The sequence below is a fragment of the Flavobacterium sp. genome (assembly GCF_039932285.1).
Taxonomy (GTDB): domain Bacteria; phylum Bacteroidota; class Bacteroidia; order Flavobacteriales; family Flavobacteriaceae; genus Flavobacterium.
On record NZ_JBDTQE010000007.1, the window covers coordinates 1 to 17,376 of the forward strand.

The following is a 17,376-nucleotide window of genomic DNA, read 5'->3' on the forward strand; positions in this document are numbered from 1 at the left end:
CCTATCCAAATCGGATAGGGTTTTTTGTTTGAAATATTTTGTGATTTCATAAATAGAACTAAGGATTTAATATATCTTTGATGATTTTAATGAATCAAAAAATAATAATTTCATGAAAATAGGCTTGTATTTTGGTAGTTTTAATCCAATTCATATTGGGCATTTAATTATAGCAAATCATATAGCAGAGCACTCAGATTTAGATCAAATTTGGATGATTGTAACACCTCATAACCCATTAAAAAAGAAAGAAACTTTACTAAATGATTACCAGAGATTGCATTTAGTTCATTTGGCAACTGAAGATTATTCGAAAATTATTCCTTCGGATATTGAATTTAAATTACCACAACCTAATTATACCATAAATACTTTAGCATATTTACAAGATAAATTTCCAAATCACATATTCTCTCTAATTATGGGAGAGGATAACCTAAGATCACTTAATAAATGGAAAAATCATGAAATTATTATACAAAATCATGATATATATGTTTATCCTAGGGTTTCATCAGAGATTGATAATTTTGAATTTAAAAAAAATCCAAAAATTCATATGATTGATGCGCCAATTGTAGAGATTTCATCAACATTTATTCGTGAAAATATAAAAAACAAAAAAAATATACAACCTTTATTGCCAACTAAAGTTTGGGAATATATAGATGATAATAATTTTTATAAGAAGTAGTTAAGCCAACTTTTTTTTCAATTCTAGTTCAATATTTTCAAAAATAGTATTTAAATTATCATTTTTACGAGCTAATAAAAATACTTCGGTACTTGGCATCTGCTCACTATCCCATAACAATTTTAGTTTGTTATTTTTTATTAAACTTTTTGCGTTACAACACCAAACGACAGCAATTCCTGTATTTTTTGAAATTATTTCTAACATTTCATATTCTGATGGAATAATATAATTAGGGATCATAGAAGGTCTTTTTTTATTAAAAACATATAGCCAGAATAATTTGATGTGCGGAATTTGTGCATTGTGACTGAACCATTTTTGATTGTTTAGCCAATTTTCGATTGATACTAAATCATTAATTTTAATATTAGCTTTCAATTCGGAAGTATCAATAGTGTTTGAACCAACAATAACTTGTTTGATTTCTCCAACTTTTTTTTGAATAGTATCAAAGGTATCATACTGTTTGGTGACAATAGCAAAATCGATTTTTTTGGAGTCTACCAACTCAAAAAGTGCATCGTTTTCATGAGTGCTAAAATCTATAAAATCAAATTTTGAAATTAAACTGCTTCCTAAGCTACTCATTAAATGTTTTGAAATTCCAATTGAAATTAATCGATTTGCATTAAATGCTTTGGCACGAAAACCATTTTCTACATTTTCCAGTCGGTCTAGCGCTTCAATGATTAAATTATTGAGTAACTTAGCATATTCCGTTGGCTCTACACCCTTTGATTTTCGATTGAAAAGTTTATAACCTACATGTGCTTCCAACATTGATATTTGTTGACTTACGGCCGGTTGACTTATAAATAGTTCTTTGGCAGCCAAAGAAAATTTCCCGTTTTTATATACCGATTTAAATGTTCGATACCATTCTAGATTAACCATGACATAAATATATTTATCACAAACATAATTTAAATTATTTTTACTAATAACATATTCGCCTTAAATTTGTACAAAGCAAAATATAAAAATGAAAAAAATCGCATTATTTGCTATTGTAGTACTAACAATAAGTTGCTTTACAGTAACTGCAAACGCACAAAAATTAAATAAAAAAAGTATGAAAAAGGTATTATTTGTTCTCACTAGTCACGATAAACTAGGAAACACAGGAGAAAAAACAGGGTTTTGGACAGAAGAATTTGCTGCACCTTATTATGAATTATTAGACAAGGGAGTGAAAATTGATATTGCAACACCACTAGGTGGTCAGCCACCAATTGATCCAAAAAGTGAAGATCCATCTGCTGCAACAGAAGACACTAAAAGATTTGATTTGGATAATGAGTTATTGTCTAAATTGAAAAATACATTTAAATTAGCAGATGTAAAAGAGGCTGATTATGATGCGGTTTTTTATCCTGGAGGTCATGGACCATTATGGGATTTGGCAATAGATAAAAATTCAATCGCTTTAATAGAAGCATTTTACACAAATAATAAACCAGTTGCTTTTGTTTGCCATTCGCCGGGAGTTTTAAAAAATGTAAAGATAAACGGAGCATTTTTAGTAAAAGGTAAAAAAGTAACGGGATTTTCTAATACAGAGGAAGCTGCTGTTGGCTTGACAGATGTTGTTCCATTTTTATTAGAAGATGCTTTACAAGCGAATGGAGCAACTTATTCAAAAGTAGCAGACTGGCAACCCTATGCTGTAGAAGACGGTTTGTTAATTACAGGACAAAACCCAGCTTCATCTAAATTAGTTGCTGAAAAATTATTAAATCAATTGAATTCTAAAAAATAAGATTATGTTAAATTTTGAATTATACAATCCTACCAATTTAATTTTTGGAAAAGGACAAATTGAAAAACTAGCTACGTTAGTTCCACAAGGAGCAAAAATTCTTTTGGCTTATGGTGGTGGAAGTATTTTTAAAAATGGAATCCATGAACAAGTACTGAATAATCTGAAAGGTTTTGAAATTGTTGAATTTGGAGGAATTGAACCTAATCCACACTTTGAAACATTGATGAAAGCAGTTGCCGTTATCAAAGAACAAAAAATAGATTTTATTCTTGCTGTAGGTGGTGGGTCTGTAATTGATGGAGTAAAATTTATTTCAGCTGCTACGCATTTTGACGGTAATCCTATGGATATTCTTCAAAAGAGACTTTTAATTAAAGATTTATCTAAAGTGATTCCTTTTGGGACTATTCTGACCTTGCCTGCAACTGGAAGCGAGATGAATTCAGGGGCTGTAGTTACTATTGAGTCGACTCAAGAAAAATTAGCTTTTGGTGGTTCTGCTTTATTCCCAAAATTCTCTATTTGTGATCCAACAGTAATTGAATCGTTGCCTAAACGACAATTACAAAACGGAGTTGTAGATGCTTATACACATGTGCTAGAACAGTATTTAACGTATCCGCACGAAGGATATCTTCAGGATCGAATTGCAGAAGGTATTTTGCAAACTTTAATTGAAGTTGGGCCAAAAGTTGTTGAGAATCCAAAAGATTATGCTTTAGCTTCTAACTTTATGTGGAGTTGCACGATGGCTTTAAACGGATTGATTCAAAAAGGAGTTCCTTCAGATTGGGCAACACACATGATTGGACACGAATTAACTGCTTTGTACGGAATTGATCATGCTAGAACGTTGGCGGTTATTGGTCCTAATTTGTACCGCGTAATGTTTGAAACTAAGAAAGGAAAACTGGCACAATATGGAAAACGTATTTTTAATTTAACGGGAACTGAAGATGAAGTTGCAAAAGAAGCCATAAATAAAACGATAGAATTTTTTCATGCAATGGGAATGCAAACTAAGTTATCTGATTACACCAAAGATTTTGATAAAACAGCTAATTTTATAGTAAATCGTTTTGAAGAAAGAGGTTGGTTAGGATTAGGGGAAAAACAAAATATTACTTTAGAAAAAGTAAAATTAATTGTTGAAAAGAGTTATTAAATCTAAAATTATTTTAGTTTTATTAAATAAATATTTATAGCTATAAAGTAAGATATAAATATAAATTTTCAATTATTTATGAGTGCATTTGTTATTAGTAAAAGAGTAAACGACGAATATAAGTTTGAATTTACTTCTAGAAGGGGAAAAGTAATATTTACGAGCAATAATTTTGAGCTAAAGTTTGAATGTGAGAATGAAATTGAATTCCTGAAAAACTCGATAGGAGAGGCTGTGTTTTTAAGATTTAAATCTTCAAGAGATAAATTTTATTTCAGGCTAATTATACGTGAAAAGGAAATGGCTGTTAGTCGAAAATATACTACACAATTGTTGTTGCAAAAAGGAATTGATGAGATTGTAAAATACACATCAAAATCTGAGATACTCGATTTTTCTAATAATGACTTTGCTTTATTTGAAAATTTATTATAAAGTAACAACTCATTTTTTTAAACTAAATTCTCTTTTGTTTTTCTGTAGAATCAAAAAGGGTAAACTTTTCAAATTCTTTTGAATTGAAAGGTTTACTCTTTTTTTAGCCATAAATGTTTTATTACAAGCTAAAAAAACTATTGTAAATAAAAAACCACGCCATTGGCGTGGTTTAAAATTTTTAGAATTATATTCTAATTATTTTTTTGCAGCAGCATCTTTTGCAGTTGCAGCAGCATCAGTAGCAGTTGCAGCAGCATCTGTAGCAGTAGCAGCAGCGTCAACAGCAGTAGTAGCAGCAGAATCAGCAACAACAGCTGCAGAATCAACAGCTTCTTCCATTACTGGAGCAGCTTCTTCAGTTACTGGAGCCTCAGCAGCAGCATCTTTACATGATACAAAAGAAACACTCATCATAGCTACTAAAGCTAAACTTAAAACAACTTTTTTCATCTTACTTAATTATAAAGGTTAATTATTAATTCTTTGCAAAGATATAAAATTTTTTATATGTAAAACTTTTTTTTTGCTTTTTTTAAAAAAAAATCAATCTTTGTCAACATGTGATTTATTTACAATTTCTGTGCCAAAATTTTTATATTAAAAAAATAGTTTAAAATTACTTTAAAAAGGGTTGAGTGATTTTAAACTATTGGTTATTAATGACTTATTTTTTCTTTGGGTGAACTAATTTCATCTCGTCAATTAAATGTTTTGCGCCGGCAAATTTATCAACAATAAACAAAACATATCTCATGTCGACCATCACATTTCGGCAAATTGAAGGATCATAATGTATGTCACTCATAGTACCTTCCCAAACACGATCAAAATTTAGTCCAATCAGATTTCCTTCAGCATCTACAGCTGGACTTCCTGAATTTCCGCCAGTTGTGTGATTTGTGCCTATAAAACAAACAGGTAATTTTCCGTTTTCCCCATATTTTCCGTAATCTTTGTTGTTATACAACTCAATTAGTTTTTTTGGAACGTCAAATTCGTAATCACCAGGAACATATTTTTCCATAACACCATCTAAATAGGTAACGGGATTATAATAGGTAGCGTCTTTTGGAGCATATCCTTTTACTTTTCCGTAAGTAACGCGCAAAGTACTGTTTGCATCTGGAAAAATACGTGAGTTAGGATATAGTTCTAACTGTGCTTTCATATAAGTTCTTTGCAAAGCGGTGATTTTTAAATTGATTTCGTCGTATTTTGGAGCAACATTTTTACTGTAATTATCTGCCAACGATTTTACAAAAGCATAACCTTTGTCCGAGTTCAATTTTTTTAATACCGATTTTGCATCGCCACTTAAAAGTGTTTTAAAATTTGTATAATTAACTAATTTCGATTTGCTGTATATTAAGGTTGTTAGTTTTTTGTAATCTACATTTAATAATGAAGCGGGTAAAAACTCTTTTGGTGCTTTGTTTCCATAAAGAGCAATAAGTTGTTCGAAAACTTTTTCATCTACAGTTGCATTAAAATCTTTAAAGAAATCTTCTTGAGATTTAATTAAGTTCTCTTTCCTGTCATTAAACGCTTGTTCACCTTTTGTTGTATATACTTGTTCGAGTTGGTATAATTTATAGCCAACACTCAATAATTCAGTATTTTTGGTCACCACTTCCATAAAATAATCCCTACTTAAAGAATAAGGAGTAATCTCTTTGTAGTTTTTCTCAAATTCGGGTAATAAGTTTCCGTATTCGTTTTGTTTGCCAGTTGCAATAACTTTTTGTTGAAAATCTTTTTCAAAATCTTGCTTTATTCCAACAGCATTCGATTTTTTTAATCCTTGACTTTCTCCAATCCATTTTTTCCAATAATTGGCAACACCAGCATATTTTGAAGCATATTGGATTTTGATAGCATTGTCTTTTCTCATAAAACCATCTTGTACTTTTAGCGCTGCATCACGAATTTCTATCTTTGCAGGATTGGTTTCATTTACAATTTGTGCTACTGCAAATGATGGTAAATATTCTTGAGTTTTACCAGGATAACCCATAACCATCGTAAAATCGTCTTCTTGAACTCCGTCTAAAGAAACCGGTAAAAAGTGTTTTGGTGTATAAGGAACATTGTCTTTAGAATAAGCTGCTGGATGATTATTTTTATCTGCATAAACTCTAAACATCGAAAAATCTCCCGTATGACGTGGCCAAACCCAGTTATCCGTATCAGACCCGAATTTTCCTATCAAACTTGGTGGCGCACCAACTAATCGAACGTCTTTGAAAGTTTCTGTTACAAATAAGATATACTGATTTCCTTCAAAAAAAGTACGTACTTTATTTTCTTGCCAAGCTTCTTTTGCAAAAATCGCAGAAACTTTAGTAATATTTTCTTGAATCTTCTTTTGTTTTTCTGCTTCCGAAGTGATTGATGAAACACCATCTAAAACTTGAGTAGTGACATCATTTATACTTACAATAAATGTAACCACAAGATTCTCATTTGGTAATTCATCTTCCATTTTCATTGCCCAAAAACCATTGGTTAAATAATCATGATCTACTGATGAATGGTTTTGAATAGCGTCAAAACCACAATGATGATTGGTAAGAATTAACCCTTTTGGTGAAATTACCTCCGAAGTACAACCTCCGTTAAATTGTGGAACAGCATCTTTTAAACTCGAATGATTTACCGAATAAATATCATCGGCAGAGATTTTCATGCCCAAGTTTTTCATTTCTGTTTCGTTCATTCCATTTAGTAAAGAAGGAATCCACATGCCGCCTTGTTGCGCTTGTGTTTGGATGACGAATAGTAGGAGGAATAGTTTTAAAAATTTCATAAGTAATATTTTTTTGAAGGTTGCAATGTAAGAAATTAATTTATTTGGGTTGTTTTTTTAGCTTTGATTAAGAAAGATGTTTTAAAATCACTTCTGTTGCACCTTTATTCATATTTACAAAAGTGCTACAAATATGCCCTTTCTCAAATCTTTCATCTGGGTTTTGAATTAAATTATCGAAAATTTCATTCAATTCCTTTTGATTATTAATCGAAATACAACCAGTCATATTTACCAAAGCAGTTGCTTCTGCAAAATGAGAATAATTAGGACCAATAATTATTGGAACGCCAAAAGTAGCGGGTTCTAAAATATTATGAACGCCTGGATTTCCGAAACCACCACCTACGTATGCAATGTCAGCGTAAGAATATATTTTAGTCAAAATTCCAATGGTATCAATAATAAATACATCAAAATTAGAGACATCTTGATTGTCTTTTTCCGAAAATAAAACGGCTTTTTTTGTAATTGATTTTTGTAATTCTTGAATTTGTTCTAGCTTAATATTATGCGGCGCAATAATAAATTTCACCTCATTTGATGATTGATTAATATAGTTAATCAATAAATTATCATCTTTCGGCCACGAACTTCCAATTACAATAGTTGTTGTGTTATTTTTGAATTGGGCAATAAAATCTAATGAATTGTCACGTTCTAAAATAGAAACCACTCTGTCAAAACGCGTGTCTCCAGAGATTTTCACATTAGTAAAACCAATGCTTTGCAAGAGTTTTTTAGAGCTTTCGTTTTGCACAAAAAAATAATCGAAAGAGCGTAAAGCCTTTCTATAAAAACCACCATACCATTTAAAAAAAGATTGCTTTTCTCGAAACACACCTGAAATGAGATAGGTTTTGATGTTTTGTTTTTTGAGTTCATTCAAATAATTAGGCCAATATTCGTATTTGATAAAGAAAACCATTTCTGGATGCACTAATTTTAAGAATTGTTGCGCATTACTTTTATTATCTAAAGGCAAATAAACTGTAACATTAGCAACAGTATTATTTTTTCTGACTTCATAGCCAGAAGGAGAAAAAAAGGTAATCACAATTTTGTGAGCAGGAAATTTTTCTTTTATTTTTTCAATTACGGGCAAACCTTGTTCATACTCGCCTAAAGAGGCGGCGTGAAACCAAATGGTTTTATCTTCTGAGTTTATTTTGCTTTCTAAAGTTGTAAAAACAGTTTTTCGACCAGCAACAAAAAGTTTTATTTTTGGACTGAAAAGCGCCACGATTTTTAATAAAAAACTGGCAATATGAACTATTAAATTATAAATGAAAAGCATTAAATAAAATTTGATTTCAAAAATACATTTTTCTTTACATTATATAATATCTATAAATCTAAAATTGCTATTTTTGTTCTAAATTCAAAACTTTGTGAGCCTAGTGAAAGCTTTGTAAACTTTGCGGTTAAAATAAAAAGATGAAAAAAATTCAAATGGTTGACTTAAAAAGTCAGTACGAAAAAATAAAAGATACAGTAAACACTTCTATTCAAGAAGTTTTAGATACAAATACTTACATAAACGGACCAGAAGTTCATAAATTCCAAAAAAATCTTGAAGAATACCTAGATGTAAAACACGTAATTCCTTGTGCAAACGGAACCGATGCTTTGCAAGTAGCTATGATGGGACTTGGTTTAAAACCTGGTGACGAAGTCATTACTGCCGATTTTACCTTTGCAGCCACTGTCGAAACTATTGCGCTTTTGCAATTGACACCAGTTTTAGTCGATGTTGATATGTACAATATGAACATTAACATTGAAGCCATTAGAAAAGCAATAACATCAAAAACGAAAGCTATTATTCCAGTGCATTTGTTTGGTCGCGCTGCTAATATGGAAGCGATTATGCAAATTGCAAACGAACACAATCTTTTTGTAATCGAAGATAATGCACAAGCTATTGGAGCCAATTGCAAATTTTCTGATGGGACAAAAAAGAAAGCAGGAACAATAGGTCATGTAGGAGCAACGTCATTTTTCCCGTCTAAAAATTTAGGCTGTTATGGTGATGGTGGCGCTATTTTCACAAACGATGATGACTTAGCACACACGCTTCGAGGTATTGTAAATCATGGAATGTATGTACGTTATCATCATGATGTGGTAGGCGTAAATTCTCGTTTAGACAGTATTCAAGCGGCTGTTCTTAATGCAAAATTACCACTTTTAGATACGTATAGTAAAGCCAGACAAGATGCGGCTAGAAAATATTCAGCAGCTTTTGAAGGGCATAAAAATATTGTAGCACCAAACATTTGTGATATTTGTGATTGTCATGTTTTTCATCAATATACTTTACGAATTATTGATGCGGACCGAAATGGTTTGATGGATTATTTGTTAAGCAAAGATATTCCATGTGCGATTTATTATCCAATTCCGTTGCATTCTCAAAAAGCCTATTTAGATTCGAGATATAAAGAAGAAGATTTTCCGGTAACTAATCAATTAGTTCAGCAAGTGTTGTCGTTGCCTATGCATACAGAACTTGACAACGAACAAATAAAATTTATAACCGATTCTGTTTTAGAGTTTTTAAAATAAGAAAAATAGAGACAAGAAGAAAGAGACAAGATTTGTTGTGTCTTTTCTCTTGTTTCTTTATTCTATTATCTCAAAAAAATGAAAATACTAGTAACAGGAGGTCTCGGATTTATAGGTTCTCACACCGTTGTCGAATTACAAAAGGAAGGTTTCGAAGTGGTTATTATCGATAATCTTTCTAATTCATCTGAAGAAGTTTTGAAAGGGATTGTTGCCATTACAGGCAAAATACCTTTGTATGAAAAATTAGATTTAAGAGAAAAAACTTCCATTCAAAATTTTTTCAAAAAACATAACGATGTTGAGGGAGTAATTCACTTTGCAGCATCAAAAGCAGTTGGCGAAAGTGTCGAAAATCCTTTGTTATATTACGAAAATAATATTAACACATTGGTTTATATTCTGCAAGAATTGCAACAAAAAACTGAAGCTAATTTTATTTTCAGTTCATCTTGTACTGTTTATGGTCAAGCCGAAAAAATGCCAATTACTGAAAATGCACCTATTCAGACTGCAATTTCTCCGTACGGAAACACAAAACAAATAGGCGAAGAAATTATTACTGAAGTTTGTAAAGTCAGTACTATAAATTCAATTTTATTGCGATATTTTAATCCAATTGGAGCACATCCAAGTGCAGAAATAGGAGAATTGCCTATTGGAGTTCCACAAAATTTAATTCCGTATATCACGCAAACAGGAATGGGCTTGCGAAAAGAATTATCAGTTTATGGGAATGATTATCCAACGCCAGATGGAACTTGTATTCGCGATTATATTCATGTGGTCGATTTGGCAAAAGCACATGTTATTGCGCTGCAACGTTTATTAAATAAGAAAAATTTGGATAAAGTAGAAACTTTCAATCTAGGAACTGGAACGGGAAGTTCGGTTCTAGAAGTTATCACCACTTTCGAAAAAGTTTCTGGAAGAAAATTACCATACAAAATAGTTCCTCGAAGAGAAGGTGATATAGTTTCTGCTTATGCGAATACCGATAAAGCCAATACTGTTTTGGGTTGGAAAGCACAATCGACATTAGAAGAAGCATTAGCAAGTGCTTGGAAATGGGAAGTCAAAATTCGATCCTAATTTATCATTTCTGTAAAGAAAGATTTTAAACCACAAATTATTTCAGAAAAAGCTTTATGTATTTAAAAACGACCCAGTATAAACAATTTGATTCTATTGAAATAAAAGAGTCATTGTTTAGCAAGTTCGATCTGCCAAATCATTTTCATGATACTTATTGCATAGGTTTGCTTAATAAAGGAATAAAAAAATGCGTAATTGAAGAAACAACGCAACTTGTTCATTCTAATAGTATTAGTATAATAAATCCATATCAAGTTCATTCTGACAAAAATATTGATGCGGAAGATTGCCTTTATAAAATGATTTATTTGAATCCAGATATATTGAATTATTTTTCAAAAAAAGTTGCTGGAAAAAATAATGGAAATTTACATTTTACAAATGATTTAATAACTGATCCTTTGGTTATTTCTTCTATAACTCGTTTTTTTGATGAGATAAGCAATGAAATTTTTTTGGAACAGAAGCTAAAAAATTTAATTGAAATATTAATTTCTGGGGGTTATACAAAAAAAAACATCATAATTGATAATCAAAGCAAAAATGCAATTGATGATAGTGTTGAAATGGCTCGTTTAAATTTTTCAGATAAAATTGATATTGGCAAAATGTCTTTTGAAAGTAAAATGAGTAAATTTCAATTCATACGATATTTCAAGAAAAAAACAGGACTAACTCCAGCCTCATTTATTTTAATGAATAGAATAATCATGCTAAAAACTTACTTATTAAAGGTACTTCTATTGGCGAAATAGCATTAGAAGTTGGTTTTTATGACCATGCTCAATTTTGCAAATACTTCAAATATTATACAAATGTTTCCCCAACAGATTATAAACGAAATTGCAATATTATACAAGCATAAGACAAAAATGAGATTTACATTTGTCTTAAATAATTAAAAAAACAACTTACAATGAAAAATATTTTTACAATACTATTTGCTGTTCTGTCATTTTCTGCTATTGGACAAAATAATACGATAAATGTTTCTAAAATAGTTCAAATGCCAAAGGATAGTATTGAAACTAAAAAATTGACTTTATCACTAAATAATTTATTGATTGCAAAAGAAAAACCAAATGAAGAAAATACAAATGTGTGGGCCAAAGAAAATATAGAAACCTATATTTTGCTTGATGAAATGAATGGTATTGAAAAAAACGGTAAATTTAATGAGGATTTTTTTAAACCATATTTAACAAATGTTGTCAAATTAAATGATTTCGAATATTACATACAACTTTCTTACATTGGTATAAATGAAAATAGTCCAATGTTAAGAGCTAGTTTTGAGTTGATTGCGCACAAAGAAAATGATGGATTTAAGTTTTCATCAACATTAATAAGAAACGCTTCAAGTTGGGAAACTATGAAAGTTGATAATTGCATTTTTCATTATAAAAGTGCAATAAACACAACCACAGCAAAAAATTATGCAAAAGCTGTTGCAGCATTTGATAGAAAGCTAAATGCCAGCAACTCACAAACAGATATTTATTTTGGAGCCGATATGCCAGAGTTGCTAAAAATGATTGGTGTTGAATATAAGTTAGATTATAATGGTAAGGCAATGAGTACATTTAGTTCAAAATCAGAGAACAGGTTATTAATTGTTAAAGGCAATAACGAAACTAAATTTGATACATTTGACTTGCATGATTTGTGGCACGAAAGATTAAAAAATGTGGTTTCATCAAAAATTATAAATAAACCAATCGATGAAGGTTGTGCTTATCTTTATGGGGGAAGTTGGGGAATGAGTTGGAATACTATTTTTAAAACTTTCAAATTGAAAGTTGCCAACGACAAACAAAAGAATTGGTTAGAAGTGTATGGTAAAATGGACAATTTTGGCGAATCTAAAGAAAAACATTTAATGGCAGAATATGTAATAAATGCTTTGATTGTTCAAAAAATTGAAAAAGAAAAAGGATTTAAAAGTGTTTTAGAATTTGTAAGTTGTGGAAAATATAATAAAGAAAACGAAAACTATTTTCAATCATTAGAAAAGCTTACAGGAATTAATAAAGCAAATTTTAATGAAAAAGTCTGGGAATTAATTAATAAAGAAAAATAAAAACATATTGAATTGTTGCTACAAGAATAACACGAATTTAGTGGCTAGCTAGACCTTTATATGAGTTTCATGGTTTGCTGAAATTATTGTACATTCGTCTATTATCATTTTTAATATGAACCAAAAAACGGATTTCAAATTATTATTCTGCCTAATTGTAGTGGCAATCGTTTGGGGAACTACTTATTTTGGGATTCGTGTTGCTGTCGAAACGATTCCGCCTTGGTACATTACTTCTATGAGGCAAGGTTTGGCATCATTCATTATCCTTTGTATTTTACTTTATAAAAAAGAATTGTCTTGGATTGGTTGGAAAAATTTTAAATACCAATTTGTACCAGCAATATTAATGATTGTGATTGCCAATGGTTTTACCACTATTGCCGAAAAAAATGTTCCAAGTGGTTTGACCTCAATATTAAGTGCGTTATCTCCGGTTGTTATTTTTATCGGAAGTATTTTATTTGGGTTACAAAAACCAAGTATTAAAGGTTTTATAGGCGTTATTATTGGTTTTCTTGGGGTAGTTTTTATTTTTAGAGATGGATTAGGTGCCATATTAGAACCAAACTACAAAACGGGAATTCTGTTTTTGAGTATCGCTATTTTAAGCTGGTCAGTAGGAACTGTTTATTCTAAAATGCATATTCATAAATCTAATAATATTGCACTCAATTTATTTTATCAGTTTGCAATTGCTGCGATTGTTCAGTTGTTTTTAGCATTAATATTTTCTCCAAATGTAGATGTTAGTTTATGGAGTTTTAGAAGTGTTTTTGCAACCTTATATTTAGCTATTTTCGGATCGGTTTTGGCATTTTTTTGTTATTTATATGCATTAAAAAGAGTTACAGCTATACAAGTTTCAATCTTAAATTATATTAATACCATTATTGCTGTTTTCTTAGGTTGGTTATTTCTTGACGAAGTAATTACTAGCGATTTTATTATTGCAACAGTACTAATTATTTTAGGAGTTTTTATAATTAATTATAAAAAGAAAGAAATTCAGAAATAAAAAAAGCCCTCATAAATTACTCATGAGGACTTTTTTTTTATTTTTTAACAGATTTTTTTACTTTGTCTGCAGCTTCAATAACTTTATCAGCTCCTTTGTCAACTACATTTTTTAATTTTTCTTCTGTTTTTGATTTTACAGTATCTAAAACAGTTTCTGTTTTAATTTTTGCAGAATCTACACTTTCTGTTACATCGGAAGTTACTGCTTCGGTAGCGATTTCTACTTTATCTTTTGTTTCTTCTTTACAAGAAAAAATTAGGGTTGCAATTGCAAACGATAGAATTAGTTTTTTCATAGGTATAAAATTTAATTTATTAATCTGGTCTAAGTTACAAAATAAATAAAACAATGAATTACTTTATTTTTAATAACAAATTAGGGTCTGGACAATTGATGGAATAATATTCTAGATTTTTGATATTGCAAACACCTGGATAATCACCTGTTTTATTTTCTATATCAATTATAATTTGAAAATGTAAGTGAGGTGCATAATCACCATTTGTAGGTGGTAGTCCAAGAGTCGCTATTTGTTCTCCTTTTTTAACGAAATCGCCTACACTTTTACCAACTAAGCTAGCTTCACTCAAATGTCCATATAGTGTGTGAAATTTAATATTTTCAATTTCATGTTCTATAATAATTGTTGGGCCATAATCTCCTAATGCAGTATTATTTTGAAAACTATGAATTTTTCCTTCTAAAGCGGAATAAATAGTAGCTTGTTCGTTTATCCATAAGTCTAAACCAATGTGTATGTTGCGTTCATCGGTTAATTCATTTTTAAAAACAGTACTGCGTTTATATAAATTTCGAGTTTCTATATAACCACCATAAGCTATTTTCACTTTGTTACTATCTAAATAGTTTTGAATGAAAAGCTCATAATCTACTGCGGTTTCTAAACTGTGCTTTTTTAATTCGGTATTTGTAGTGGATAAATCTAAAGGAATATATTCTGAATAATCAATGTTAGAAGCAATAACTTTTGAAGCTTCAATTTGATTAAATAATTCAAGTATTTTCGACATGTATTGAATTTTTATTCCCAAATATAAAAAATCCTCACAAACAAATGCTTATGAGGATTGTATTTAAATTCGATTTAAAAATTAAGCAGAAAACGTTTCTACATCTTTATTAATTTTTCCAACCAATCCAACTAATACTTTTCCTGGACCAACTTCCGTGAAACTTGTAGCACCATCAGCAATCATTTGATTTACAGATTGTGTCCATTTTACAGGAGCTGTTAATTGAATAATTAAATTCTTTTTAATTTCGTTTGCATCAGAAATTGCACTTGCCGTTACATTTTGATATACAGGACAAGTAGGAGTAGAGAAAGTTGTTGCTTCAATAGCTGCAGCCAATTCCTCACGAGCTGGCTCCATCATTGGCGAGTGAAATGCACCACCAACAGGTAAAATTAAAGCTCGTTTTGCGCCCGCTTCTTTCATTTTTTCGCAAGCCAATTCTACGGCTTTATATTCACCAGAAATAACCAATTGCCCAGGACAGTTATAATTTGCTGCTACCACAACACCATCAATAGAAGCACAAATGTCTTCTACAATTTTATCATCTAAGTTTAGTACTGCAGCCATTGTAGAAGGTGTTATTTCACAAGCTTTTTGCATCGCTAAAGCTCTTTTTGAGACTAATAATAAAGCATCTTCAAATGACAAAGTACCATTAGCAACTAGTGCAGAAAACTCTCCTAAAGAATGTCCAGCAACCATTTCTGGTTTAAAATTTTCTAATGTTTTTGCTAAAATTACCGAATGTAAGAAAACGGCTGGTTGGGTAACTTTGGTTTCTTTCAATTCTTCAGTAGTTCCTTCGAACATGATATCTGTAATTCGGAAACCTAGAATATCGTTTGCTTTTTCGAATAATGATTTTGCTAATTCTGAATTTTCATATAAGTCTTTGCCCATTCCTGTAAATTGCGCTCCTTGACCTGGAAATATGTATGCTTTCATAAGTTTCGTTTAAAAGTTTAAGGTTTAGTTATTAACTAAAACTTCGCAAAAATACTATTTTATTTAAATATGTAACTTTAATTTTTTATTACGTCTAATTAGAGAACAAAATTTAACCCTGTCATGAAAAAAATTAGAGCTATTATTGTAATTTTTATTGTTGCTTTTTTATTGTTTTATTTTAATCTTCCAGTATTGAATTATGGTTTTTTGGGACTGCCCATTATCCTTTTAGTACTTACTATTATTGGAATTATTCTTTTCACACGTCTTGAAGTAGGAAAAGATAAAAAAGTACGATTGATTGAAAAACCCAAGAAAATATTTCTCATTACTCTTGGTTTGTTGCTGTTTTATATAATTGTTTTTCCTTTATTTACAAGTCTTCCGATGTTTAGAAGCGAATCTTACAAAAATTTGATAGGAAAAGTTGCTGACGGAACTAAAATTTCCAATCATATTGCGCCAATTTCAATAGATGAGATTCGAGTAGTTGACGAAGCGCTAGCAAATTTGCTAGGAGAAAAAATTCTGGGTTCGCAACCCGCTTTGGGAAGTCAAGTGGAACTGGGACATTTTTGTGTTCAAAAAGTCGGTAAAGATTTATATTGGGTTGCACCATTATTACATTCGGGTTTTTTTAAATGGATGAACAATCAAGAAGGAACGGCAGGATATGTTATGGTTTCTGCTACCAACGAACGCGATGTAAAGTTGGTTCAAAATATAGGAGGAAAAGATATTAAAATTAAATACCAACCAGAAGCTTTTTTTGGAAGTCAAATAGAGCGACATTTATATTTTAATGGCTATGCAACTGTTGGATTAACAGATTATACTTTTGAAATTGACGATTCTGGAAATCCGTTTTGGGTGGCTACAAAATACAGTAAAAAAATTGGTTTTGCTGGAAATGATGCTATAGGAATTGTAGTTGTTGATGCGCAAACTGGAACAATGACTGATTATGAAATAGCCGCTGCGCCAAAATGGGTTGATCGTGTACAACCTATTGATTTTATTGAAGAACAGTTAAACGATTGGGGGAATTATGTACATGGTTATTGGAATTTTTCTAATGCGGATAAATTACAAATTACCGAAGGATTAACATTGATTTATGGAGAAAACAATAAATCATATTGGTACACTGGGTTGACTTCTGTAGGAAAAGAAGAATCGGCAGTTGGATTTGTTTTAGTTGATACTAGAACCAAAGAAACTACATTTTATAAACAAAGTGGCGCAACTGAGTTTGCGGCACAAGGTTCGGCAGAAGGAAAAGTTCAGGAAAAAGGATACAAATCGTCATTACCAATTCCGTACAATATCAATAATATTCCAACGTATGTAATGACATTGAAAGACGATGGAGGATTGGTGAAAATGTATGCCATGGTTGCCATTAGCGATTACACAATTGTTGGTGTGGGAAATTCGATGCGAGAAGCGTTGACGTCTTTTAAAAGTGCATATAATATGACTGGAAATAAATTGAATTCGTCGAGTTTAACGAATAAAAAACAACTAAAATCTATTGTTACAAGAATTACAAATGATGTAAGAAACGGAAATAGTTTCTATTATTTTACCACAAAAGATTATCCAAATATATTTGTGGGTTCGTCTCAAATATCAAACCAATTGCCAGTTACTATTGTTGGTGATAGTATAAAAATTTCTTTTGATGTTGATAACGAAGAAGTAATTGATGTTTCAACATTTGAAAATAGAACAATGAAAAATAAAAATAAGTAAA

General features: G+C 30.6%; 17 protein-coding genes. 10 read left to right on the plus strand and 7 right to left on the minus strand.

Features of this window, described 5'->3' with window-relative positions; all coding sequences use genetic code 11:
* Positions 1-112 precede the first annotated feature (112 nt).
* Positions 113-694, plus strand: a complete 582-nt coding sequence (nadD, locus tag ABI549_RS02715) for a nicotinate (nicotinamide) nucleotide adenylyltransferase (protein ID WP_348074915.1) — start codon at positions 113-115, stop codon at positions 692-694.
* Here nadD and ABI549_RS02720 read toward each other — a convergent pair whose 3' ends face one another.
* Positions 695-1,591, minus strand: coding sequence for a LysR family transcriptional regulator (locus ABI549_RS02720; RefSeq protein WP_348074916.1), 897 nt, complete (start codon positions 1,589-1,591; stop codon positions 695-697).
* A gap of 88 nt (positions 1,592-1,679) precedes the next feature.
* Here ABI549_RS02720 and ABI549_RS02725 point away from each other — a divergent pair, with 88 nt between their 5' ends.
* The 3 genes from ABI549_RS02725 to ABI549_RS02735 all read left to right on the plus strand — a co-directional run bounded on the left by ABI549_RS02725 (position 1,680) and on the right by ABI549_RS02735 (position 4,059).
* Positions 1,680-2,456: a type 1 glutamine amidotransferase domain-containing protein gene (locus tag ABI549_RS02725; protein WP_348074917.1), complete on the plus strand. Its 777-nt coding sequence runs from the start codon at positions 1,680-1,682 to the stop codon at positions 2,454-2,456.
* 4 nt (positions 2,457-2,460) lie between these two features.
* Positions 2,461-3,624 carry an iron-containing alcohol dehydrogenase gene (locus tag ABI549_RS02730; protein WP_348074918.1) on the plus strand — a complete coding sequence of 388 codons (1,164 nt, stop codon included), beginning with the start codon at positions 2,461-2,463 and terminating at the stop codon, positions 3,622-3,624.
* Between the two features lie 78 nt (positions 3,625-3,702).
* Entirely contained in the window at positions 3,703-4,059 is a 357-nt protein-coding gene (locus ABI549_RS02735) for a DUF1508 domain-containing protein (protein ID WP_348074919.1), read from the plus strand.
* A 198-nt stretch (positions 4,060-4,257) separates the two neighbouring features.
* Here the strand turns inward: ABI549_RS02735 and ABI549_RS02740 are convergent, their stop codons facing one another.
* The 3 genes from ABI549_RS02740 to ABI549_RS02750 all read right to left on the minus strand — a co-directional run bounded on the left by ABI549_RS02740 (position 4,258) and on the right by ABI549_RS02750 (position 8,165).
* Positions 4,258-4,512, minus strand: coding sequence for a hypothetical protein (locus tag ABI549_RS02740; protein WP_348074920.1), 255 nt, complete (start codon positions 4,510-4,512; stop codon positions 4,258-4,260).
* 214 nt (positions 4,513-4,726) lie between these two features.
* Complete coding sequence (locus tag ABI549_RS02745) at positions 4,727-6,868, minus strand: S46 family peptidase (RefSeq protein WP_348074921.1); 2,142 nt, start codon at positions 6,866-6,868, stop codon at positions 4,727-4,729.
* A 67-nt stretch (positions 6,869-6,935) separates the two neighbouring features.
* A complete protein-coding gene (locus ABI549_RS02750) occupies positions 6,936-8,165 on the minus strand; it encodes a glycosyltransferase N-terminal domain-containing protein (RefSeq protein ID WP_348074922.1) in 1,230 nt (409 codons plus the stop codon).
* A 140-nt stretch (positions 8,166-8,305) separates the two neighbouring features.
* On the opposite strand from ABI549_RS02750, the gene ABI549_RS02755 reads away from it, so the two are divergent.
* The 5 genes from ABI549_RS02755 to ABI549_RS02775 all read left to right on the plus strand — a co-directional run bounded on the left by ABI549_RS02755 (position 8,306) and on the right by ABI549_RS02775 (position 13,629).
* Positions 8,306-9,436, plus strand: coding sequence for a DegT/DnrJ/EryC1/StrS family aminotransferase (locus tag ABI549_RS02755; protein ID WP_348074923.1), 1,131 nt, complete (start codon positions 8,306-8,308; stop codon positions 9,434-9,436).
* Positions 9,437-9,514: 78 nt separating this feature from the next.
* Positions 9,515-10,528, plus strand: a complete 1,014-nt coding sequence (galE, locus tag ABI549_RS02760; protein ID WP_348074924.1) for a UDP-glucose 4-epimerase GalE — start codon at positions 9,515-9,517, stop codon at positions 10,526-10,528.
* A 56-nt stretch (positions 10,529-10,584) separates the two neighbouring features.
* A complete protein-coding gene (locus ABI549_RS02765) occupies positions 10,585-11,286 on the plus strand; it encodes an AraC family ligand binding domain-containing protein (protein WP_348074925.1) in 702 nt (233 codons plus the stop codon).
* 161 nt (positions 11,287-11,447) lie between these two features.
* A complete protein-coding gene (locus tag ABI549_RS02770; RefSeq protein WP_348074926.1) occupies positions 11,448-12,611 on the plus strand; it encodes a hypothetical protein in 1,164 nt (387 codons plus the stop codon).
* A 115-nt stretch (positions 12,612-12,726) separates the two neighbouring features.
* Positions 12,727-13,629, plus strand: coding sequence for an EamA family transporter (locus tag ABI549_RS02775; protein WP_348074927.1), 903 nt, complete (start codon positions 12,727-12,729; stop codon positions 13,627-13,629).
* 37 nt (positions 13,630-13,666) lie between these two features.
* On the opposite strand, the gene ABI549_RS02780 is transcribed toward ABI549_RS02775, so the two are convergent.
* From ABI549_RS02780 to fabD, 3 genes are all read right to left on the minus strand, one after another.
* Positions 13,667-13,927: a hypothetical protein gene (locus ABI549_RS02780; RefSeq protein WP_348074928.1), complete on the minus strand. Its 261-nt coding sequence runs from the start codon at positions 13,925-13,927 to the stop codon at positions 13,667-13,669.
* Between the two features lie 58 nt (positions 13,928-13,985).
* Positions 13,986-14,663, minus strand: a complete 678-nt coding sequence (locus ABI549_RS02785) for a peptidoglycan DD-metalloendopeptidase family protein (RefSeq protein ID WP_348074929.1) — start codon at positions 14,661-14,663, stop codon at positions 13,986-13,988.
* A gap of 81 nt (positions 14,664-14,744) precedes the next feature.
* Positions 14,745-15,617, minus strand: a complete 873-nt coding sequence (gene fabD / locus ABI549_RS02790; RefSeq protein WP_348074930.1) for an ACP S-malonyltransferase — start codon at positions 15,615-15,617, stop codon at positions 14,745-14,747.
* A 123-nt stretch (positions 15,618-15,740) separates the two neighbouring features.
* Here fabD and ABI549_RS02795 point away from each other — a divergent pair, with 123 nt between their 5' ends.
* Positions 15,741-17,375, plus strand: a complete 1,635-nt coding sequence (locus ABI549_RS02795) for a hypothetical protein (RefSeq protein WP_348074931.1) — start codon at positions 15,741-15,743, stop codon at positions 17,373-17,375.
* The last annotated feature ends 1 nt before the right edge of the window (position 17,376 follow it).

Coding starts and splice junctions, on each gene's coding strand:
- nadD (WP_348074915.1), top strand. CDS start 113: ATGAAAATAGGCTTGTATTTTGGTAGTTTTAATCCAATTCATATTGGG.
- ABI549_RS02720 (WP_348074916.1), bottom strand. CDS start 1,591: ATGGTTAATCTAGAATGGTATCGAACATTTAAATCGGTATATAAAAAC.
- ABI549_RS02725 (WP_348074917.1), top strand. CDS start 1,680: ATGAAAAAAATCGCATTATTTGCTATTGTAGTACTAACAATAAGTTGC.
- ABI549_RS02730 (WP_348074918.1), top strand. CDS start 2,461: ATGTTAAATTTTGAATTATACAATCCTACCAATTTAATTTTTGGAAAA.
- ABI549_RS02735 (WP_348074919.1), top strand. CDS start 3,703: ATGAGTGCATTTGTTATTAGTAAAAGAGTAAACGACGAATATAAGTTT.
- ABI549_RS02740 (WP_348074920.1), bottom strand. CDS start 4,512: ATGAAAAAAGTTGTTTTAAGTTTAGCTTTAGTAGCTATGATGAGTGTT.
- ABI549_RS02745 (WP_348074921.1), bottom strand. CDS start 6,868: ATGAAATTTTTAAAACTATTCCTCCTACTATTCGTCATCCAAACACAA.
- ABI549_RS02750 (WP_348074922.1), bottom strand. CDS start 8,165: ATGCTTTTCATTTATAATTTAATAGTTCATATTGCCAGTTTTTTATTA.
- ABI549_RS02755 (WP_348074923.1), top strand. CDS start 8,306: ATGAAAAAAATTCAAATGGTTGACTTAAAAAGTCAGTACGAAAAAATA.
- galE (WP_348074924.1), top strand. CDS start 9,515: ATGAAAATACTAGTAACAGGAGGTCTCGGATTTATAGGTTCTCACACC.
- ABI549_RS02765 (WP_348074925.1), top strand. CDS start 10,585: ATGTATTTAAAAACGACCCAGTATAAACAATTTGATTCTATTGAAATA.
- ABI549_RS02770 (WP_348074926.1), top strand. CDS start 11,448: ATGAAAAATATTTTTACAATACTATTTGCTGTTCTGTCATTTTCTGCT.
- ABI549_RS02775 (WP_348074927.1), top strand. CDS start 12,727: ATGAACCAAAAAACGGATTTCAAATTATTATTCTGCCTAATTGTAGTG.
- ABI549_RS02780 (WP_348074928.1), bottom strand. CDS start 13,927: ATGAAAAAACTAATTCTATCGTTTGCAATTGCAACCCTAATTTTTTCT.
- ABI549_RS02785 (WP_348074929.1), bottom strand. CDS start 14,663: ATGTCGAAAATACTTGAATTATTTAATCAAATTGAAGCTTCAAAAGTT.
- fabD (WP_348074930.1), bottom strand. CDS start 15,617: ATGAAAGCATACATATTTCCAGGTCAAGGAGCGCAATTTACAGGAATG.
- ABI549_RS02795 (WP_348074931.1), top strand. CDS start 15,741: ATGAAAAAAATTAGAGCTATTATTGTAATTTTTATTGTTGCTTTTTTA.